The following is an 18,393-nucleotide window of genomic DNA, read 5'->3' as shown; positions in this document are numbered from 1 at the left end:
AAGCGGGCATAATCGCGGGTTCGTTTAGAATTCACTGCCCGCCCGCTGAAGCGGGCTCGCCACTCACCACGCGTAACTCGAACTATGCCACTTGTTGTTGTCGGATCGGTCGCTATTGATAACGTCGAAACTCCCACTGACCGTCGGGATAACCTGCTTGGGGGTTCGGCCACCCACTTCTCCTATGCCGCGAGCTTCTTCACAAGCGTGCGGCTCGTGGGGGTCGTCGGTGCCGATTGGCCCGCCGAGCACACCAAGTTGCTCAGCGACCGCAACATCGACGTGTCAGGGCTGCACCAAGTGGAAGGGGGTAAGACCTTCACTTGGACCGGCCGGTATCACGACAACATGAACGACCGCGACACGCTCGACGTACAGCTCAACGTGTTCGGCGAGTTCGATCCCGTGTTGCCGGAAAGTTATCGTCGGGCGAAGTATGTGTTTCTCGCCAACGGCGTGCCGGCCGTGCAAATGAAAGTTCTTTCGCAAGTACCGGGCCGACGGTTAGCCGTGGCCGACACGATGGACTTGTGGATTAACATCGCACGGGACGATCTGAACAAGCTACTCACGCAACTCGATGGGTTGGTGCTTAACGACAGCGAAGCGAAATTGATCGCCCAAACGGAAAATCTCGTCACGGCGGGACATCGCGTGCGCGAGATGGGTCCCAAGTTTGTGATTATCAAAAAGGGCGAGCATGGGGCCATGTTCTTTAGCGAACATGAAACCTATGTGCTCCCGGCCTACCCCACGCAAAACGTCATCGATCCCACGGGCGCGGGCGACAGCTTCGCCGGCGGCATGATGGGTTATCTCTCCGAACGTGACAACTTCGATCCCGAGACGCTCAAGACCGCCATGGCCTATGGTATTCTCGTGGCGAGTTTTAATGTCGAAGGTTTTGGACTGGAACGGCTGACCGAGATTACCCGTGCGGATATCGATGAGCGGATGGAGCTCTATCGTAAGATGCTCAACTTCTAATAAAGCAACGAACTTTCGATTGTTTAGCCGCGATCAGATTTGATCACAGGGAAATAAACTGGCTTCAATCGTCACACACTTCGTAAGCGTGCGATGATTGAAGCCAGATACTTCGGTCGCCTAGGCTCTCTCAGGATGACCCTGTACGTAGGCGTTTGCGCGGCAGCAATTATTTCAGCGGCCAATCGCGCAAGATCCGTTCGGTTTCTTCGGCGTGGCCGCTTTCGTCGCGGACCATGTCTTCGAGCTGCACGGCCAGGCCTTTATCGCCGAACGCATCGGCTTCTTTGGCCCGCTGAGTGTAGTCGGCGGTCGCTTTTTTCTCGGCCTTGAGGATCGCTTCGAGCATTTCGTGATTGCTGTGGGCTTCGGTCACTGGACGGGGGACCGTCGTCGGCTCGCCACCCAAGGCCACGATCTTGTTAGCTAAGAACTGCGCGTGGCCTTGTTCATCGGGCACTTCGGCCAGGAAAAACTCCGCGAGTTGCGGACGATACGGCCCGGTCGCTTTGGCGGCATAAGTCAAATATTGAATAATCGCCGAGAGTTCACCCGCTAGATCTTCATTGAGCTTCTTGATCAGGGTTTCTTTTTCCATATCATCCTCCATTTTATTTTTGTTCGCGAGCAGCGATGACTTGTTTGTAAGTTGTATAGCCGCCGCTCAAATTGGCCACGTTGAATCCCCGCTGCGCGAGGATGCGTGTTGCTAAGTAACCGCGCTGCCCCACTTGGCAATAAGCCAAGATGGTTTTCTCTCGTGGCAACTCCTCAAGCCGCTCACGCAACTGTTCAATGGGTATATTTACCGCGCCCGGGACACTACCCCGCGCGAATTCTTCCGGCGAACGCACATCCACCAGAAACTTGTCCTCATTATCCTGCGTTTGGTCGAAGTGAGCAATCGGCTGCAACTCTTCCAGTACATCAGCCGCAACAAACCCCGCCATATTAACCGGATCTTTCGCCGAACCAAATTGCGGGGCGTAGGCGAGTTCCATTTCTTCCAAGTCGTACACGGTCATACCCGCTTGAATCGCAACAGCCAGCACGTCGATCCGCTTATCAACTCCGGAGCGTCCAGCAACTTGTGCGCCAAGAATTTTGCCATCGGAGGGTGCGAATAAGAGTTTCAAAGTCATCTGCTCGGCACCAGGATAGTAGCCCGCATGGTTCGCGGGATGCACGTAAATTTTCTTGTAAGGAGTATTCGACGCCCGCAATGCTTTCTCGCTGAATCCAGTCATCGCAGCTGCCATCTCAAACACACCGACGATGGCCGTGCCCTGGGTACCGCGAAAATGAGCCTCATAACCAAATATATGGTCAGCGGCGATGCGGCCCTGGCGGTTGGCGGGACCGGCCAGTGGAATCTGCGACGGTGACCCGTCGATGAAGTTGAAAGTTTCGACCGCATCGCCGACTGCATAAATATCGGGGTCGCTCGTTTGCATGTATTCGTTGACACGGATGCCGCCACGCGGACCAACTTCTAATTCTGCATCAAGGGCCAGTTTGTTCTCGGGCCGAACGCCCACGCTCAGCACCACAAAATCGGCAGTGAGTTGCTCACCAGACCGCAGGCGCAAATGCAGCTGACCATTTTGAGGTTCGATCGCTTCCGCGGCATCGGAGAGCACAAGCTGCACGCCCTTGGCACGCAAGTGGTCGGCAATCGGGCTGACCATTTCGGCGTCCCAAGGAGGCAGAATCTGGTTGGCCAGTTCCACCACCGTGGTTTGAATCCCGCGATGGACGAGATTTTCGGCCATTTCCAAACCAATGAAGCCCGCACCAACGATGACTGCACTTTTCGCTGAGCTTGTCACCGCAAACAGTTGATCGGCATCGCGCAGATCGCGCAACGTAAACACATTGGGCAGATTCGCGCCAGGAATCGGCGGGCGAATTGGCACGGCACCGGGGGAAAGAATCAACTTGTCGTAGGACTCAGAGTATTCGCGGCCTGATTCCAGCTCGCGGACATGTGCTTTTCTTGCTTGGCGGTCAATGCTCAGCACTTCACTGCGTGTGCGAACATCCAGCCGATAGCGCTCGATAAGTCGCTGTTTCGGCGCGACGAGCAATTTATCACGGCCCTGAATCACGCCGCCGACGTAATAGGGGAGGCCGCAGTTGGCAAATGAGGGCGCCTCGCCTCGTTCAAAAAGAATGATCTCGGCGTCTTCGTCCAAGCGGCGTGCCCGAGCCGCGGCCGATGCCCCACCCGCCACCGCACCCACGATGACGATTTTCATCTTACACCTGCGCTTTCAATAAGAGATTGAATCAAACTTTATTCCACGGCATCCGCGCGAGTAACATCCCCATGCCACAGGTGTCGGTCACACCGGCAAAGACAAGCCCCGCCCCCACGAACGCACTCAGACCGACGAAGTAGGGATGAACGAAGTACCCGAGAACCACTCCCAGTAAAACGAGACTCCCCGCCGCGATGCGAACTTGCCGTTCAAGGGACATCGCCTTTTTGCCACGAACAACGGGAAGCCCCGCTGCTTCCCACGCTTGCGTCCCGCCATCAACGCTCACGACATTTGCTACGCCAGCATCAATCATTTTTTGGCAAGCCTTGGCCGAGCGGCCCCCCATTTTGCAAATGAAGTAGAGCGGCTGACCTTGATCAGCAGGAACTGCTTGCGGCGTTAGCTCATCGAGCGGTACGTTCCGTGCGACCGTGGCATGCACTTCACGATACTCGGCCGGCATACGGACATCGATGATTTCGCAAGCCTCGCCTCGTTTGATGCGCTCGGATAAATCCTGTGGAGAAATCGTGGCAACGGACATAACAACCTCCTGGGAGTCTAACTCCCGAAACGCTGCTCGACGCAATGAATGATATTGGCCAATTGCGGTTCGACGACGCGATAGTAACGCCGCTGGCCATCTTTGGTGCTATCAAGAAACCCACAGCGCTGCATCAAACGCAGATGCTCCGATGCCATGTGGGGCACAATTTCGCAAACTTCGGCCAGTTCGCCCACAGTATATTCGTGGTCGAGGAGCAGTTGCACGATCTTGAGCCGATGGGGATGCGCGAGAATCTTGAGGCATTCGGCAGCGTGCGCAAATGCCTCGGGGGTCAGCGTTTTGCGTCGCTGTGTTTTTGCTTTAGAACCTGTTTGTGCAGCCATGGGATTTCCTTTCTACTCAAATATATCGGAAGATTCCGATATATTCAAGTGAGGAAACTTGCTGCGAACATGGCAAGCTAGGCAACATTAGGCACAGCGAATAGCCGGATCGCCACGCGATCCGGTAATAGCGGCCAGAACGAGCTATGCCGCCCGGGCCATCCGGGGGGGACGAATCACCCGCCCCGTGAGATCGGACATCTGCGAAAGGCCCATCTTAGCAACGGCGAGTCCCAGCAGATCGTGCTGTGGCTCTTCGGTGGCTTTGGTTTTCTCCTGCCACAGCCAGATCGAAGCGGCCGACTGAAAGCCGACGCGGATGCCATGGCGGTGGGCACGGAAGAAAAACTCCTCGCGAGCATCGTCACGGAGTTCGGGATCCCAGCCCCCCATGGCACGCACCCGATCCGTGCGGGCCACGAAGAAGTTGCCCACGAGATCGCACCACCAAAAACCATCGCCTTGGGAGCGTGAGCCTGCAATCAAGCCGAGACGGTCACCAGCAATTTCCAAGAGGGCGTGCTGGGGCAGTGGCTTGCGTTTTGTGAAGAACCAAAGTTTCTTTGCCGAACCGATGATTTCCCCCGCTGCCACGTCGAGCCGGTCGCTTGCCACGAGATCCAGCAAGGTTACGAGCTGACTATCGCGGTGGATTTCAGCACGATTGTCGAGCATCAGGAAATAGGGCGTGCGTACTCGGGCAAGCAGGGCATTGTGCGCCGCAGCTTGGCCTTTTTCGCTCGGCAGGCGGAAGTAATCGGCTTGCTTGCATTTTGTCGGCTCGACGCCGTCGTCGGCCACAAGCACTTTGAGTTCGGGGTGAAACTTGCGAATGCTGCTCACCAAGCGACTCAGGGCCTTGGGTTGATCAAAGGTGCGAATGATAGCAGTCAACTTCGAGAGGTCGGGTGTAGCCACGGGTGAGTCCTGCAGAAGCGAGAAAGAGATCGGCGAGTCTATCCATTAGAAAAAATCGCCGATTGCGGCCTGTGCGCTCAACAAAATTGTTTCGCACGGCGTCGCTTCAACGCTTTCGCCAGAACACCGAGGCGTCAAAGTTTAACAGGCGGTGAATCGATCACTCTGCTGGCGCGAGCAATTCTTTAAGTTCTAGCCGCTGCATCGTGTGCGCGGAACTGGGGGGCGTGCCGAGCGCCAGGTGCAGAACCAAATCCGTGGGCTCGAAGACCATTGTTTGCAGCGTCATCTCGCCCTGGTTGGCACTATGCAATGCCGCCTGAATGTCGGCAACGCCCAGAGCCGACTTCTGCCCGGCGGTCTGCAGGCGGTCATAACGCCAGCACTCGTCGTTGATAATTAATCCCGGCATGCGGAAGTGGTTCGTGCAAGGCAGCACACCCTGTGTGGCATCGCGTCGGGCGATTTGCTTCGGCGTAATCTCAAAAATAACGGCCTGCTCTGGATCGCACACCGCGAGGTTGGCCTGTGTGGTGGCGCGCGTACGCTTGAGCAACGCTTCGGCCTCGGCGACGGTCGTGCATTCTTCTAAGATTTGTCGAAAGGTGAGGGTCATGGGCACGCCCAAGGCATCGAAGTGGCTGGAACCATCCGCCGAGTCATAAACATCGAGCGTCGCCACGCAGAGTCCCGCGTCGTTCATGCCCGAGACGACGCCCATCATGCCGGGATAACCAATCGACACGAAAGCATGCTTGCCCGTGGGTTTCACGACGCTGACCACGCTGAAACGATCGAGCACACCAAACGGCGGGAAATCGAAGTTTCGACCAAACAGCATTTTGCCGGTGGCGCTTTTGCTTGGTTCGACAATCAAGGTGGAACAACCGATTCGCCGCAATTCGAGCAGCGTGTTTCCCACGGCCAAGGTTTCCAGATCGAGTTTTCCTTGGTTGGCTGCGGCATTGATTTCTCGCTGGTACCGCTCGGGCGCATTGAGCATGAGCGTTCTCCCCGCCTGGGCGGCTAGCGGATAAAAGAATTCCATCCCCGATTCAATGAACAATCGTTTGGGAAAGCCGAGCAAATCGCTGGAATGCTTCGCCAAGAGCGCGGCATGTTGCTCGCCAATTTCTTCCGGCGTGCCCACCAAAGTCACCACGGGAATTGAATTGATATACCGCAATTCACCAAGACCATGCCGTGCCGTGGGAAAGAGTTCTTCTGCGCAAAGCTGCGAGCAACATAACGCAACGACGAACAGAAACACTAAAGCGCGAATCATGAGAAGGCCCAACAATCACCAAAGGAATCCGTTACGCCGTAATTATAGCGCTCCACACGATTCGACCAACAGCGACTGAATTACACTGTGAAAAGCAAAACCGCTAATCCACGCTAAAGGGCGCTAATAAAATATTAGCGATAATTAGCGCAGATTAGCGGTTTAAAGGAATGCTGGCAGGAATTAAAGGTAGGTGTTGATCAAGTTTTCGATCATTTCCTGGCGTCCACTGCGGTTGCCGCTGATTTCACCCTTTTCAAGCGCAACCTTTTCCAGCGAAGCGAGCGAATGCTTGCCCCCTTCGATTTCGGCGCCGAGACCGCTATCCCAACTGGCGTAACGTTCCTTAAGAATCCCTTCGAGTTTGCCGTCGGCACGAATGGCGGCGGCGATTTTCAGACCACGGGCAAATGCGTCCATGCCACCGATGTGGGCATAGAACAGATCGATTGGCTCGAAGCTCTCGCGGCGAACCTTGGCATCGAAATTCACGCCGCCCGTCTTCAGCCCGCCATACTTGAGAATCTCATACATACACTGGGTGGTGAGATAAATGTCGGTGGGAAATTGATCCGTATCCCAACCCAACAGCATGTCGCCCGTGTTGGCGTCGATTGAGCCCAGCGCGCCGGCCGAGCCAGCCACGTCGAGTTCGTGCTGCATCGTGTGCCCCGCCAAGGTCGCGTGATTAGTTTCGAGATTCAGTTTCAAATGATCGAGCAAATCATATTGGCGTAGAAAGTTGAGACACGCCGCGGCATCGCTGTCGTACTGATGCTTGGTCGGTTCCTTCGGCTTGGGCTCGATGTAGAACTGGCCTTTGAAACCGATTTGCTTGGCGTAATCGACGGCCATGTGCAGGAAGCGAGCCAGATTATCGAGCTCGCGCTGCATGTTGGTGTTCCAAAGATTCTGATAACCTTCGCGTCCACCCCAGAACGTGTAGCCCGCTCCACCCAATTCGTGAGTGACTTCGAGGGCCTTCTTCACTTGCGCGGCAGCATAGGCGAAGACTTCGCTATTGGGGCTAGTTGCCGCCCCGTGCATATAGCGCGGGTTGCTGAACATGTTCGCCGTGCCCCATAAGAGCTTGATGCCGGTCCGCTCTTGCTCTTCCTTGAGCACCGCGGCAACGGCGTCGAGATTCTTATTGGATTCAGCGAGAGTTTTCCCTTCGGGAGCCACGTCACGATCGTGGAAGGCATAGAACGGCGCGCCGAGCTTGTCGATGAACTCAAACGCCACACGAGCGCGGTTCTTGGCATTCTCAACCGAATCACTGCCATCTTCCCAAGGTCGCACAGCCGTGCCGGGACCAAACGGGTCGCTCCCCGTGCCGCGGAACGTGTGCCAGTACACAACGCTGAACCGTAAGTGGTCGCGCATCGTGCGGCCTTCCACTTTTTCGTCGGCGTCGTAGTAGCGGAAGGCCAGGGGGTTCTTGCTTTGCGGACCTTCAAAGGGAATACGGCTGATTTCGGGAAACGCGGCCATGATAAGTTGAACCTTTGTAATCTTTTACAATTCGCGACGAGGCGAGAGGAGTTACTTTCGTTGGGAAATTCGCGGCGGCCAAGTGTCTGGCCCGGCGAGTTCCTAATCCATCGATTCTAGCGGTTGGCCCGCCTGATGTCAGGATTCCACAAGGCCGAAAAATCTATGAATTTGCGACAAAATAGGTAGTTTTTGCGGTGATGCGAACGGGCCGTTTTGTGGACGGATTGCGACAGCCGTACTACCATGAAGGCTAGCCATTGAAATCACTCATTTGATCGGCACCACGGCTCGCTCTCACGGAACAGAACGTCGTCATAATGAATTTGCGTTTTTCCCAGCTCACGGCCGCGCGCGTCGCAGCCCTGATACTTATAGTGACGCTTTGCACACAGACCGCCAGCGCTACGATTGCGCGGTTTCAGACGACACTCGGCACGATCAACGTGAGGTTGTACGACTCGGCCACACCACTGTCGGTGAACAATTTTAAAAGCTACGCGAACGCCAATCGTTGGGACGGCACGGTCATTCACCGCAGCGTGCCAGGCTTCATCGTGCAAGGAGGCGGTTTTAGTCTAAGCCCCGATGTTTTTCACCCTACCAATGTGGTGACCTACCCGGCCGTGCAGAACGAGTTTGGTATTTCGAATCTTCGCGGAACAGTTGCCTATGCCAAACTGGGTGGAGATCCGAACAGTGCCACCAGCCAATGGTTTTTCAACCTGGCGAACAACAGCAGCAATCTCGACAATCAAAACGGTGGGTTCACGGTTTTTGGCCGCGTGCTGGGGAACGGCATGTCCGTTGTCGACAGTATCGCCGCGCTGTCGCGCGTTAACGCGGGTGGCGCATTCACGGATTTTCCGGTGACCGATCTCCAAAAGGTGATCGCTCAACAAAATGTCTTCAATACCGAAGCCGTTGTCATTTCCGATGTCTCGATTTTGAATCTGCCCGCCGGAGATTATAACTTGGACGGGGTTGTGAATCAGGCCGATCTGACGATTTGGCAAGCTGATTATGGTTCGACCACCAAAGCCGAAGCCGACGGCAACGGCGATGGCCGTGTTGATGGAAAAGATTTTCTCATTTGGCAACATTCAGTTGGCCAATCAATACCGCTGGCAAGTATTGCTACCGTGCCCGAGCCGAGCAGCGTTGCGATCGTTGGTATCGCGTTGTTAGGATTCGCGACACGACGATTACGATAGTCATCGGAAATCGAATTTAATCACCGCTAAAGGCTTTGTATTTCTCAGCCAGCTTCGCTTCCTTTTCGTCACCCCGATGCAGCACGATGCGATAGTGCAAGACCAATGAAGCCCCCTTCGGCAAAGTCAGGCGGAGTGGTCGTTCGCGAACATCGCCATCACCGTCCGTGAAGGCGAGCTTACCTAAAGGGTTCCCAGCGAAGAGGCCGTAAGTCCGCACGTGCCAGGGTGCGGGGTAGTTCAAACTTTCGGGGTGAGCAAAAATCGCGATCCCCACCTGCTCGCCTTCGATGGGCCCTTGATAGTCGACCCATTCGGCCGGCTGGGCCCACGCAGCGTCATCGGTGAGCCCACGGCTACTGACAATGCGGCCACCTTGCTTGTGATCAACGTTCATGCTGTCGGCGACTCGCAAGGCAAAGACGCCTTCCTTGCTGTCAGAAAATTCTAGGTCACCTTCGCTGGCTGTCAGCACCAATCGGCAATCGAGCCAACGGTCTTCGCCATCCGTGCCGAAAGTCCAAGTGCGTTCGTCTTCACAAACTTTTTCGCCATCCGGCGCGAGCCAATCATTCTTTGTGATGATGGTCGCCGTTTCGCCGTCGGTGTCAGCACGAACGAATTCTCGCTGCCGTTGTTCACCAAAGGGAAAGGGCTTATCCCCCGAGCCGGGTTCATGCCAGAAATCGATGCCGTTGATCCCTTCGTAACCGACCCAAACCGAACGGTGATGAATATGATCTTGGGCTTCTCCGGCAGTGCCCTCACCCACGGGATAGGCGCGCGTGAAGGGCTTACCCGTTGGACCAATCACCGGCCAAAGCACCGGTCGCGTACCCGATTTGGTCAGATAACGGGTAAATAATTCGCCATCGATGTTGATCGTTACGCCATCGTCTTCTTGGCTCAACGAGAGCTTGTGCTCCGTTTCCGCGGCCAAGCACACACTCTTAAATAGCACACAAAAGCTAACGATGAGGGCTAAGAATCGCATGCAAATCTCCCAGACAAACACGAAGAGTCAGACCAGCTTAACATGACTTCGCCGCTGGGTTAAATGGCGCATCTCTACTTCCCTCGTACAGTTTGCGAAAATATCATGTGAACTTTGCAACGAAACAGTCCTAATCAATGAGGTGCCGTCATCGCTGGTCAAGCTTGGGAAATTGTCGAGGGTTCAGGCCCCGTGGTTGCGGTCGCCCTGCATGATGGACATAACGTGCGCGAAGAGCTCTTACCGCTCTTCGCGTTGTCGGAAGCCGACCGGTTGCGAGAGGAAGATCCTTTTACGGCCGTGTGGACTGCTATCGCACCCACAAAAGTGATTGCGCGTCGTTCGCGGTTTGAGGTCGACCTTAACCGTCCACGCGAAAAGGCGGTTTACCAGACGCCAGCCGATGCCTGGGGACTCACCGTCTGGCGTGAGCCTTTGGCCGAAGACGTGTTAGATCGCTCGCGAGCGATACGTGCCGAGTTTTACGAGACGGTCAAGGAACTGCTCACCCGCAAGGTGGCCGAGCATGGCCGCGTGGTGATTTACGAATTACACACTTACAATCATCACCGCCTCGGGCCGCAGGCACCGTATGATGATCCCCAACTCAATCCGCAGGTTAATCTCGGCACGGCTTACAACCACCCACAATGGCGACCCGTGTTGGAGCGATTCATGAGCGACTTGCGAGAACACGATTTTCCCGGCGGGAAACTCGATGTCCGCGAGAACATCAAATTCGAGGGGGGCCATTTTGCGGAGTGGGTTGGCGAAACCTTCCCGACTACCGTGTGCAACCTCTGCATCGAGTTCAAGAAATTCTTTATGGACGAGTGGACCGGTGTGCCGATTCCGGCGTTGCTCGCGGCGATCACGGCGGCGCTCGAAAGCACGGCCCCGGGAGTGCTGGAGGAGGTCGATAAGCTTTGAGCCGCGGAATCGCTTCAATATCGACCCTTTCCCAAGAATTTTTGGACGACATCCATGCGCGGCTGTTGGCGGGGCAGCCCGTGAGCTGCGATCTCCCTGGTGGCGGATCGCTCTATATGGAACGGCCGTTGCCGTTTCTCGCGGTGTACCGTCAGACTGCTGAGAATGATTTCGGCACCGCGGAGTTGGTCAAAGGTGAAGCGGCGTATTTGATAATTCCCCCTTCGATGGTCAAAAAAGAGTTGCTGCAACTCCTGAAGACAATTATCGAATTGCAACGCGAGCGCTTCGGGGCATTCCTGATTATTGAAGTTTGGTCCGCGGAAGATGCCGATGTCAAAGCGGCTTTTGCCGAAAGTGCGCTCGAACCGACGGAGTTTCGCCCGGCATTCTCCATCGAAGCTCGCAGCCCGCATACGCCAATGCGAACTATCGAAGCGTTGCGTCGGCAACTGGAACGTATCACATATTTGAAACAGGCGGCCGCCGTGGCGGTCGATACCACGCCCAACGCAACTTTAGGAAGTGTCGCCGCACTGCTGACCCCGGCGAAACTTTACGAGATGGGTTCCGAGGTCGTTGGAATCTGCGTTCGCCCCGTTTATCGCAATCATTCCACAGGGGAGTTGTATCCGTCGGTATTGCGGATGGTGAAACGCAACATCGGACGGGCTCTCAAGCAGGCGTTCTTCGCTTTTTGCAAGGTTCACACCAACGCTACCCCCGAGCATTTTTATTCGCTCGGTCGTAGCACGATTCTTAACTCGGTACGCTTCGTCGATCGGCGTCTCAATGAAATCAGCAAGAGCTTTAGTTTTCTCCTGCAAGTTACGCCCGTGAACGCCGAGGCTGCGTGGCATGAATTTCAGAAGGGGCATTTTGAAGCTGGGCCGCGTTATTACTATCGCCCGCTTGCGATGGAGCCGTCGGGACTCAAGCGGCAGCTGTTTCAACTCGCCATCGACAAAATCGAAGACCCGACGCTGCATGAATTGTTTCACGAACGTCGCGACGAACTTGACCGCAAGATCACGATGCTCAGCGACGTGGGCACCAAACGATTCGTCTTTGGCAGCCAACAAGTCTACGGCGAATTGAGCGCGAGCTTGCTGAGCCTGGCACAAAGTTTGCTAGAAAAAATCAAGGCTCATAGCCGCGAGGATGTGAGCCAAGGCGAAGTCACCGCCGCGGAGTTTGCCAAACATGCTCGCAAGGAGGTGGACTACTACAAAAAACTGATGCCCCAATTCACCGCCGAGGTGGTGATCCGTGATGACATGTACGCGGGTTTGATGTGCTCTGACGGAGATCTGCTAATCGGTCGTGACGCGAAAATTCCTCGCAGCCGGATCGACGCGCTTTTGCACCATGAAGTTGGCACGCATTTGCTTACGTATTACAACGGGCTTGTCGAGCCTTTTAAGCTGCTGCACACGGGGCTGGCCGGTTACGATTCGCTGCAAGAAGGTATCGCTGTGTTAAGCGAATATTTAGTCGGTGGGTTGAGCAAGCCGCGGTTGCGGTTGTTGGCCGCACGAGTGTGGGCGGTGCATATGTTGCTGGAAGGTGCTACGTTTGTCGAAACTTTTCGGGCGCTCGCCAAAGAGTTTGAATTTGCTCAACGTGTCGCTTATACCGTCACGATGCGTGTCTACCGTGGTGGCGGATTGACCAAGGATGCCGTCTATCTCCGGGGGTTAGTTGAAATCTTGGACTATTTGGGACAAGGGGGGACGCTCGACCCCTTGTTCGTAGGTAAGATTGCGAGCGAACATATTCGCTTCGTGCGCGAGTTGTTGCATCGCAAGGTAATATTACCGGCGACGCTCCAGCCGCGTTACTTGCAACTTCCCGGCGTGGCGGAACGCCTGGAACGACTTGGCTCGGGGATGACGGTCCTCAATCTCATCGAAGACTGAATGCTCTTCACAGGAACAGTTTATGCGGATTGGTTTTGTCGTTAATAACATTGCGACCGAAGAAGAAGGCTACACCACCACGCGGCTGGCTATGACCGCGATCAATCAGGGCCATCAGGCCTGGATGATTGGCACGGGCGATTTTGCGTTTGATCCTGATGATCAAGTTCGAGCCCGCGCGCGGACGGCTCCGGGGCAAAAATATAAATCGACGAAGACTTTCCTTCAGGAATTGCGCGGCCCGAACGGCATCATCGAGCGGATCAGCGTGCAAGATCTTGATATTTTGATGTTGCGCAACGATCCGGCTCAAGATCAGGGACCACGCAGCTGGGCACAGCAAGCGGGAATTATCTTCGGCCGTGCCGCCATGCGCCACGGGGTGATTGTACTCAACGATCCCGACGGCCTGAATCACGCCATCAACAAAATGTACTTCCAGTTGTTTCCCGAGGAAGTTCGCCCCGCCACGCTCATCACCCGCGATCGCAACGAGATTCGCGACTTTGCACGCTCGCATAACAACGACGTCGTGATTAAGCCGCTGCAAGGCTCGGGAGGGCAGGGGGTCTTTCGCATCGTGGGCGATCAGCTCGGCAATCTCAATCAAATGATCGAGTCCATTTCACGTGATGGGTATGTCGTCGCGCAGGAATATCTGCCGCTGGCCGCGGAAGGGGACATGCGGCTGTTTATGATGAACGGCCAGCCGCTCCGTTATAAAGGCAAATATGCCGCCTTCCGCCGGGTTCGCAGCGGCGACGACATTCGCAGCAATATTCACGCGGGGGGCAAAAAGGCACAAGCGGTGGTGGATGACGCCGCCTTGCGGATCGCAGAGATCGTGCGGCCCAAACTCGTGACCGACGGCATGTTCTTTGTGGGACTCGACATCGTTGGCAACAAGCTGATGGAAATCAATGTTTTCAGCCCCGGCGGTTTGGGAAGTGCCCAAAGCTTTGAAAACGTAAATTTCACGATTCCTGTGATTGAAGCCCTCGAGCGAAAAGTGCAATATATGGGCTTCTATCAACGCAATTTCAATAACGTTGACATGGCCACTTTGTAACAAATACCGAACCGAAACGATTCGGCTAAATGGAAAATTTCAATGTTCGTTGTCACCGTTTACATTACGATTCAGCCCGAGCACGTCGGCCCGTTTCGCGAGGCCGTATTGCGGCACGCGAATAACTCGCTTACCAAAGAAACCGGCTGCCGGCAGTTCGACGTGGCATTTGACCCCGCCGACGATTTGCGTGTGTTTATTTTTGAGCGCTACGACGACGAAGCGGCATTCAACGTCCACACCGCATCGGAGCATTTTGCATGGTTTGCGAGCGTCGCCGGGCCGTGGATTGCCACGCGGCAGTTGGATACGTGGGAGCAAGCGACTTCGTGACGTGCCGTGCGCCTCGGTGCCTTTGCTTCGAGCCGGCCAGCCAATGTTGCCACTTAATGGACTTCGGCAATTCGAACGAGATCCTCATCTTTGCCCGCGACAAGCAGCGTTTCTGAATCCTTCAACAAAGCATCAGGATCCGGAGCAGGGTCGATCTGATCAGTCAGCACGTCGTGAATTGCGATTACGGAAATGCCGAACTGTCTGCGAAGTTCCAAAACGCGCAGCGATTTGCCGCTCCAACACTCCGGCACCGCCATTTCCTGAATGCTAAAACCTGGCCCCAGTCGGACATAATTCAACAGGCCAACTCCAGACATGCGCGATCCGAGTGAGATCGCAGATTCACGCTCTGGAAAGATTGATTCAGTGACACCCAGGTGATCCATAACCCGGGCGTGATCGCGTGAGATGACTTTGACGTAAACGTCGCGAACATGGATGTCATGCAGGGCCATCGTCGAAAGTATGCTTGCCGTGATATCGTCTCCAGTGCTGATCACCCCTGCATCGGCCCCCTTAGCTCCTATACGCTCGAGCACCTGCACGTCGCGTCCATCACCCACCGCAGCGCGCGTGACGTAAGGGGCCACACGATCGACCGATTTCTCGTCAGGATCAATCGCGACGACCTCGTGACCTTTGGCAAACAATGCCTCTGCGACACTCGCGCCAAAATTTCCCAAACCGACAATGACGAATCGTTTCATAACTATTCTCTCAAAGCACGTTTTACCCGACGATGACGTCTTCATACGAGTAGCGGAAATTACTACGCCTGTATTGACCGATCGCAATAGCTGAGGCGAGAGTCAAGGGACCTACCCTCCCCAGAAACATGAGCACCACCATGAGCAGTCGCCCTCGATTGTTGAGCGCAGGTGTTTCTCCCATGGAAAGCCCGACGGTATTAAAAGCGCTGACGACCTCAAACATTTGGCTTAAAAACCGGTCTTGCGCCGGCTGAATGGCTGTGAGCAACAAGATGCCGACGGTCACCAGCCCAAACGCCATGACAAAGAGTCCGATAGCTCGCTCGGTGGTTTCCTTGGGAATCGATCGCCCCGCAAAACTGGTCGATTCGTACCCCATAAACCGTGACCAGGCAACCAAACCAATGAGCGCGAAGGTCGTTGTCTTGATTCCCCCCGCGGTGGAACCTGGGGATCCACCGATCATCATAAGAATGATCGTCAGAAAATTGGCACTGTCGCTAGCTTGGGAGTAGTCGACGGAATTAAATCCCGCCGTTCGCGCCGTGACGCTCAAGAATAAGGAATTGGTTGCCTGATCGGCTATCGAAAGATGCCTCAGTGAGGCGTCCTTTTCAAAACTTGCAAAAAGGACCCAGCCTCCGAGGATCAACGCGATCGTGGTCACTACGACGATCCGGCTGTGCAAGGATATTCGGAAGATCTTATTTTGCTGACCTGCGACATAGCGGAGATGGATTTCTTCCATAGCCAGGAAACCCAGCCCCCCTGCGACAATCAGAGACATGATGACGATCAATGTCGCTGGGGCTTTCTGGAAGCTCATCAGGCTGTTGCTGAAAGTCGAAAATCCCGCGTTGCAAAAGGCGCTCACTGAATGGAACACGGCAGGCCAAGCGGCATCGACCCACCCCATGTGTGAAATCCATAAGACATACAAAATGATAGCACCGAGCAGTTCAATCGCGATCGTAAAGCGAAGCACGTCAAACGTGAGTTGGCGCATATTCACATGAGGGGCAGCGCGAGAGAGATCGTTCGAAAACGCCTCGTGTCGCAACGAAAGTCTTTTTCCCAAGGCGGTGATAATAATGCTCGAAAAGGCAATCATCCCCAAACCACCCAACTGAATGAGCAAGAGTAACCACGCCTGCCCGGCCATGGTAAAGTACGTGGCCGTGTCCTCAACAATCAAGCCGGTCACGCAAACCGCGCTTGTCGAAGTAAAAAGTGCGTCTATCCAGTCAAGCGGTTCGCCCGTATAGAGACCAGGCAGAAACAGGAGGCCGAGTGTGCCCACAAGAATCAAGATGGCAAACGAGCCGACAAACAAGCGCGGCGGGGTCAGCCATTGTGCACTCAACAAGCTATGTCGACGCGCAACGTCCCATTTGTCGATCGTGCGACGCTTCTTCAATTTCACTGAGCGCTCATCAAAAAAACAAGAGGTATTCGAAGTCCGCCGTCGGTCTCTTGGAACAATAAGATGTTAGAGCATATCAGTGCGGGCAGCAACCTACGGGACTTGTCTGGCGGTCGGTTTCATATCGCGTCGATGTCTGCTGATTGAAAAAGAAAATGTATTCGACTCAGTGGCACATGAGTGAGGGCCATGTATCCCCGCCATCCTCTGAAGCCGTAAAGAAACCACTTAGTCAATTGAGGTAGCCGGCACTTGACCTCATGGCCCGCTTCGGGTCGCCGGGGCTAGTGAAACGTCAACGTCCTCGGTCTTCTCAAGCAGATACTTCCGCCGGCGTTCAACAAAGCTCTTTAATCCCTTCGTCTTCACGTCGTCGGACGTGGCCTGCAAGAATCCCGCGGTTGTGCCCAACTTCTTCGTGTCGGCGGCGACTTCGTCGGCAATCAACTCGCGGTACTCAGCCACGACCGGGCCCAACTGCTCCCAATCGAGCGACTGTTCGGCAATCGTCCGCACGGCTGCCAAGTAGCGCTCCCTTAGTTCCGGCACGGCGAGCAATTTACTCCGCAGGGGTGTTCGCTCGTTTTTCAAGCCCACGAGAGGATCCAAATCGACGCCCCCTTCGCGGGGTCCGCCTCGTCCACCTCCTGGTGGGCCAAAGCCTGGAGGTCCCATGCCCGGTGGGCCAAATGGTGAGCCACCCGGCGGTGGTCCCTCGGCACGACGGCCCTCGGGTGGGCCAAATCTTCCGGGCGGGCCGCGACGGCCTCCCGGCGGTCCATGTCCTTCGCGTAGCGCTTCGTTCATGTCGTGCGGAATCAAATGAAATTGCCCATCGGCATCGAGAAACAGACTGTAATCACTCGCCCGCGTCCAATAGCCGTCACTGTTCACCAGAGCCACGTCGAGGGCCAAGAACCACAACGTCGAATCAATATCCAAAATCGGTTCGAGTTTGGCCTGCAAATCATCAGGGGGCGTTTCTTCCAAGACGCGGCACAATTCAATAAGTGCTTGCCACGATTTCTCGTTGTCTTTTGATTTGATCTCGTAACGTTCGCGATAAGGTTCGATCTCTTCGCCCAAGTATCTCAGGCCGCCATCGCCGTTGGGGCTGCCGCTGACTTTCCAGCGTGCCCCCTTGGCCTTGCCATAGTTCGCTTTGAGAAAATCTTTGTTGAACTGCTCGACGTTGCCGTAGATGCCCCAATTCTCGCCATTGATCACAACGCGGACCAAATTGGCTCGCGGGGCCGGAATATATGTCCGCGCGATGTGCGAATACAACGCGGAACTCATCATCGAGTCGTCGCCGTTGAGATTCAGCAAATTCAGCGTCTTGTAGCCGTCAAGCCGTTGATCTTCGTGCAGGTCGTCCAGCGAGAGATTCAGCGAGCGCTTGTACCCCGTGGGAACCATGAAATAGGACGATTGGCCGCGGTAGTGAACCCCGACATCGGGATTTTCCTGGCCATCAACGATCAACTTCGCGGGAACTTCCACGTCGGTGTTGTAAAAGGCGGCGAGTTCTTCTTGCCAATCATCGTTCTCGAAGTTCAAAAACAGCGTCCGTAACGCATTGGGATCATACAGCCCTGCTTCGGAGGCATTCGTCACATCGCCAGGGGAAATGGCAACGCCTGGTTCGGGAGGTTCTCGGTCGTTGCGAGGACCAAACCGGGGTCCTCGTCGTTCACCGGCGGGTGGCATTTCCTCGCGAGCTGCATCACGTTCGGCGCGATTCAAGCGGCCATCGCCATCTTCGTCAAACTCGGCCACAAGCTTGCGTTCTTGCCCCATCGGTCCACCAGGACCGCCAAAGCCGGGCCCGCCGGGGGGACCAAAACCGGGCGGTCCAAATCCTTGCGGTGGTTGGGCGAAAAGCGATGTGGCGAGTAGGCAGGCGACGATCAGAGCGAACACAATGCGCATGGCAAGTCCCTTTTAACAAGCAAGCCG

17 protein-coding genes are annotated in these 18,393 nt (G+C 55.3%); 6 read left to right on the top strand and 11 right to left on the bottom strand.

Going from position 1 to position 18,393, the window contains the following annotated elements:
* Positions 1-84 precede the first annotated feature (84 nt).
* Positions 85-987: a PfkB family carbohydrate kinase gene (locus tag SH678x_RS07775; RefSeq protein ID WP_496922326.1), complete on the top strand. Its 903-nt coding sequence runs from the start codon at positions 85-87 to the stop codon at positions 985-987.
* Positions 988-1,156: 169 nt separating this feature from the next.
* Here the strand turns inward: SH678x_RS07775 and SH678x_RS07770 are convergent, their stop codons facing one another.
* The 7 genes from SH678x_RS07770 to xylA form a co-directional block, all read right to left on the bottom strand.
* A complete protein-coding gene (locus SH678x_RS07770) occupies positions 1,157-1,585 on the bottom strand; it encodes a ferritin-like domain-containing protein (RefSeq protein WP_496922325.1) in 429 nt (142 codons plus the stop codon).
* A gap of 13 nt (positions 1,586-1,598) precedes the next feature.
* Positions 1,599-3,245: an FAD-dependent oxidoreductase gene (locus tag SH678x_RS07765; protein WP_496922324.1), complete on the bottom strand. Its 1,647-nt coding sequence runs from the start codon at positions 3,243-3,245 to the stop codon at positions 1,599-1,601.
* Positions 3,246-3,276: 31 nt separating this feature from the next.
* A complete protein-coding gene (locus tag SH678x_RS07760; protein WP_496922323.1) occupies positions 3,277-3,795 on the bottom strand; it encodes a rhodanese-like domain-containing protein in 519 nt (172 codons plus the stop codon).
* A 17-nt stretch (positions 3,796-3,812) separates the two neighbouring features.
* Positions 3,813-4,142, bottom strand: a complete 330-nt coding sequence (locus SH678x_RS07755; RefSeq protein ID WP_496922322.1) for an ArsR/SmtB family transcription factor — start codon at positions 4,140-4,142, stop codon at positions 3,813-3,815.
* A 144-nt stretch (positions 4,143-4,286) separates the two neighbouring features.
* Positions 4,287-5,060 carry a glycosyltransferase family 2 protein gene (locus SH678x_RS07750; RefSeq protein WP_496922321.1) on the bottom strand — a complete coding sequence of 258 codons (774 nt, stop codon included), beginning with the start codon at positions 5,058-5,060 and terminating at the stop codon, positions 4,287-4,289.
* 160 nt (positions 5,061-5,220) lie between these two features.
* Positions 5,221-6,345 (bottom strand): C45 family autoproteolytic acyltransferase/hydrolase, encoded by a 1,125-nt coding sequence (locus SH678x_RS07745; RefSeq protein ID WP_496922320.1) that lies wholly within the window; start codon positions 6,343-6,345, stop codon positions 5,221-5,223.
* Positions 6,346-6,528: 183 nt separating this feature from the next.
* Entirely contained in the window at positions 6,529-7,839 is a 1,311-nt protein-coding gene (gene xylA, locus SH678x_RS07740) for a xylose isomerase (RefSeq protein ID WP_496922319.1), read from the bottom strand.
* A 320-nt stretch (positions 7,840-8,159) separates the two neighbouring features.
* Here xylA and SH678x_RS07735 point away from each other — a divergent pair, with 320 nt between their 5' ends.
* Positions 8,160-9,053, top strand: a complete 894-nt coding sequence (locus tag SH678x_RS07735; protein ID WP_496922318.1) for a peptidylprolyl isomerase — start codon at positions 8,160-8,162, stop codon at positions 9,051-9,053.
* 16 nt (positions 9,054-9,069) lie between these two features.
* Here the strand turns inward: SH678x_RS07735 and SH678x_RS07730 are convergent, their stop codons facing one another.
* Complete coding sequence (locus SH678x_RS07730; RefSeq protein ID WP_496922317.1) at positions 9,070-10,047, bottom strand: DUF6807 domain-containing protein; 978 nt, start codon at positions 10,045-10,047, stop codon at positions 9,070-9,072.
* 192 nt (positions 10,048-10,239) lie between these two features.
* On the opposite strand from SH678x_RS07730, the gene SH678x_RS07725 reads away from it, so the two are divergent.
* From SH678x_RS07725 to SH678x_RS07710, 4 genes are read left to right on the top strand one after another with little or no spacing between them, the layout of a single operon-like run.
* Positions 10,240-10,977, top strand: coding sequence for an N-formylglutamate amidohydrolase (locus SH678x_RS07725; RefSeq protein ID WP_496922316.1), 738 nt, complete (start codon positions 10,240-10,242; stop codon positions 10,975-10,977).
* A complete protein-coding gene (locus SH678x_RS07720) occupies positions 10,974-12,896 on the top strand; it encodes a flavohemoglobin expression-modulating QEGLA motif protein (RefSeq protein WP_496922315.1) in 1,923 nt (640 codons plus the stop codon). Before SH678x_RS07725 ends, SH678x_RS07720 begins: the two co-directional genes overlap by 4 nt.
* A gap of 22 nt (positions 12,897-12,918) precedes the next feature.
* Positions 12,919-13,965 (top strand): glutathione synthase, encoded by a 1,047-nt coding sequence (locus SH678x_RS07715; RefSeq protein ID WP_496922314.1) that lies wholly within the window; start codon positions 12,919-12,921, stop codon positions 13,963-13,965.
* A gap of 42 nt (positions 13,966-14,007) precedes the next feature.
* Positions 14,008-14,298 (top strand): putative quinol monooxygenase, encoded by a 291-nt coding sequence (locus SH678x_RS07710; protein ID WP_496922313.1) that lies wholly within the window; start codon positions 14,008-14,010, stop codon positions 14,296-14,298.
* Positions 14,299-14,351: 53 nt separating this feature from the next.
* On the opposite strand, the gene SH678x_RS07705 is transcribed toward SH678x_RS07710, so the two are convergent.
* The 3 genes from SH678x_RS07705 to SH678x_RS07695 all read right to left on the bottom strand — a co-directional run bounded on the left by SH678x_RS07705 (position 14,352) and on the right by SH678x_RS07695 (position 18,366).
* Positions 14,352-15,008, bottom strand: coding sequence for an NAD-binding protein (locus SH678x_RS07705; protein WP_496922312.1), 657 nt, complete (start codon positions 15,006-15,008; stop codon positions 14,352-14,354).
* Between the two features lie 22 nt (positions 15,009-15,030).
* On the bottom strand, positions 15,031-16,434 hold the full coding sequence (locus SH678x_RS07700) for a TrkH family potassium uptake protein (RefSeq protein ID WP_496922311.1): 1,404 nt from the start codon (positions 16,432-16,434) through the stop codon (positions 15,031-15,033).
* A gap of 258 nt (positions 16,435-16,692) precedes the next feature.
* A complete protein-coding gene (locus SH678x_RS07695) occupies positions 16,693-18,366 on the bottom strand; it encodes a CotH kinase family protein (RefSeq protein WP_496922310.1) in 1,674 nt (557 codons plus the stop codon).
* Positions 18,367-18,393 lie beyond the last annotated feature (27 nt).

This window comes from Bythopirellula superficialaquae (genome assembly GCF_059632245.1).
This window is presented reverse-complemented; position numbering and strand designations above follow the sequence as displayed.

Coding starts and splice junctions, on each gene's coding strand:
- SH678x_RS07730 (WP_496922317.1), bottom strand. CDS start 10,047: ATGCGATTCTTAGCCCTCATCGTTAGCTTTTGTGTGCTATTTAAGAGT.
- SH678x_RS07770 (WP_496922325.1), bottom strand. CDS start 1,585: ATGGAAAAAGAAACCCTGATCAAGAAGCTCAATGAAGATCTAGCGGGT.
- SH678x_RS07760 (WP_496922323.1), bottom strand. CDS start 3,795: ATGTCCGTTGCCACGATTTCTCCACAGGATTTATCCGAGCGCATCAAA.
- xylA (WP_496922319.1), bottom strand. CDS start 7,839: ATGGCCGCGTTTCCCGAAATCAGCCGTATTCCCTTTGAAGGTCCGCAA.
- SH678x_RS07775 (WP_496922326.1), top strand. CDS start 85: ATGCCACTTGTTGTTGTCGGATCGGTCGCTATTGATAACGTCGAAACT.
- SH678x_RS07695 (WP_496922310.1), bottom strand. CDS start 18,366: ATGCGCATTGTGTTCGCTCTGATCGTCGCCTGCCTACTCGCCACATCG.
- SH678x_RS07765 (WP_496922324.1), bottom strand. CDS start 3,245: ATGAAAATCGTCATCGTGGGTGCGGTGGCGGGTGGGGCATCGGCCGCG.
- SH678x_RS07715 (WP_496922314.1), top strand. CDS start 12,919: ATGCGGATTGGTTTTGTCGTTAATAACATTGCGACCGAAGAAGAAGGC.
- SH678x_RS07735 (WP_496922318.1), top strand. CDS start 8,160: ATGAATTTGCGTTTTTCCCAGCTCACGGCCGCGCGCGTCGCAGCCCTG.
- SH678x_RS07710 (WP_496922313.1), top strand. CDS start 14,008: ATGTTCGTTGTCACCGTTTACATTACGATTCAGCCCGAGCACGTCGGC.
- SH678x_RS07745 (WP_496922320.1), bottom strand. CDS start 6,345: ATGATTCGCGCTTTAGTGTTTCTGTTCGTCGTTGCGTTATGTTGCTCG.
- SH678x_RS07755 (WP_496922322.1), bottom strand. CDS start 4,142: ATGGCTGCACAAACAGGTTCTAAAGCAAAAACACAGCGACGCAAAACG.
- SH678x_RS07705 (WP_496922312.1), bottom strand. CDS start 15,008: ATGAAACGATTCGTCATTGTCGGTTTGGGAAATTTTGGCGCGAGTGTC.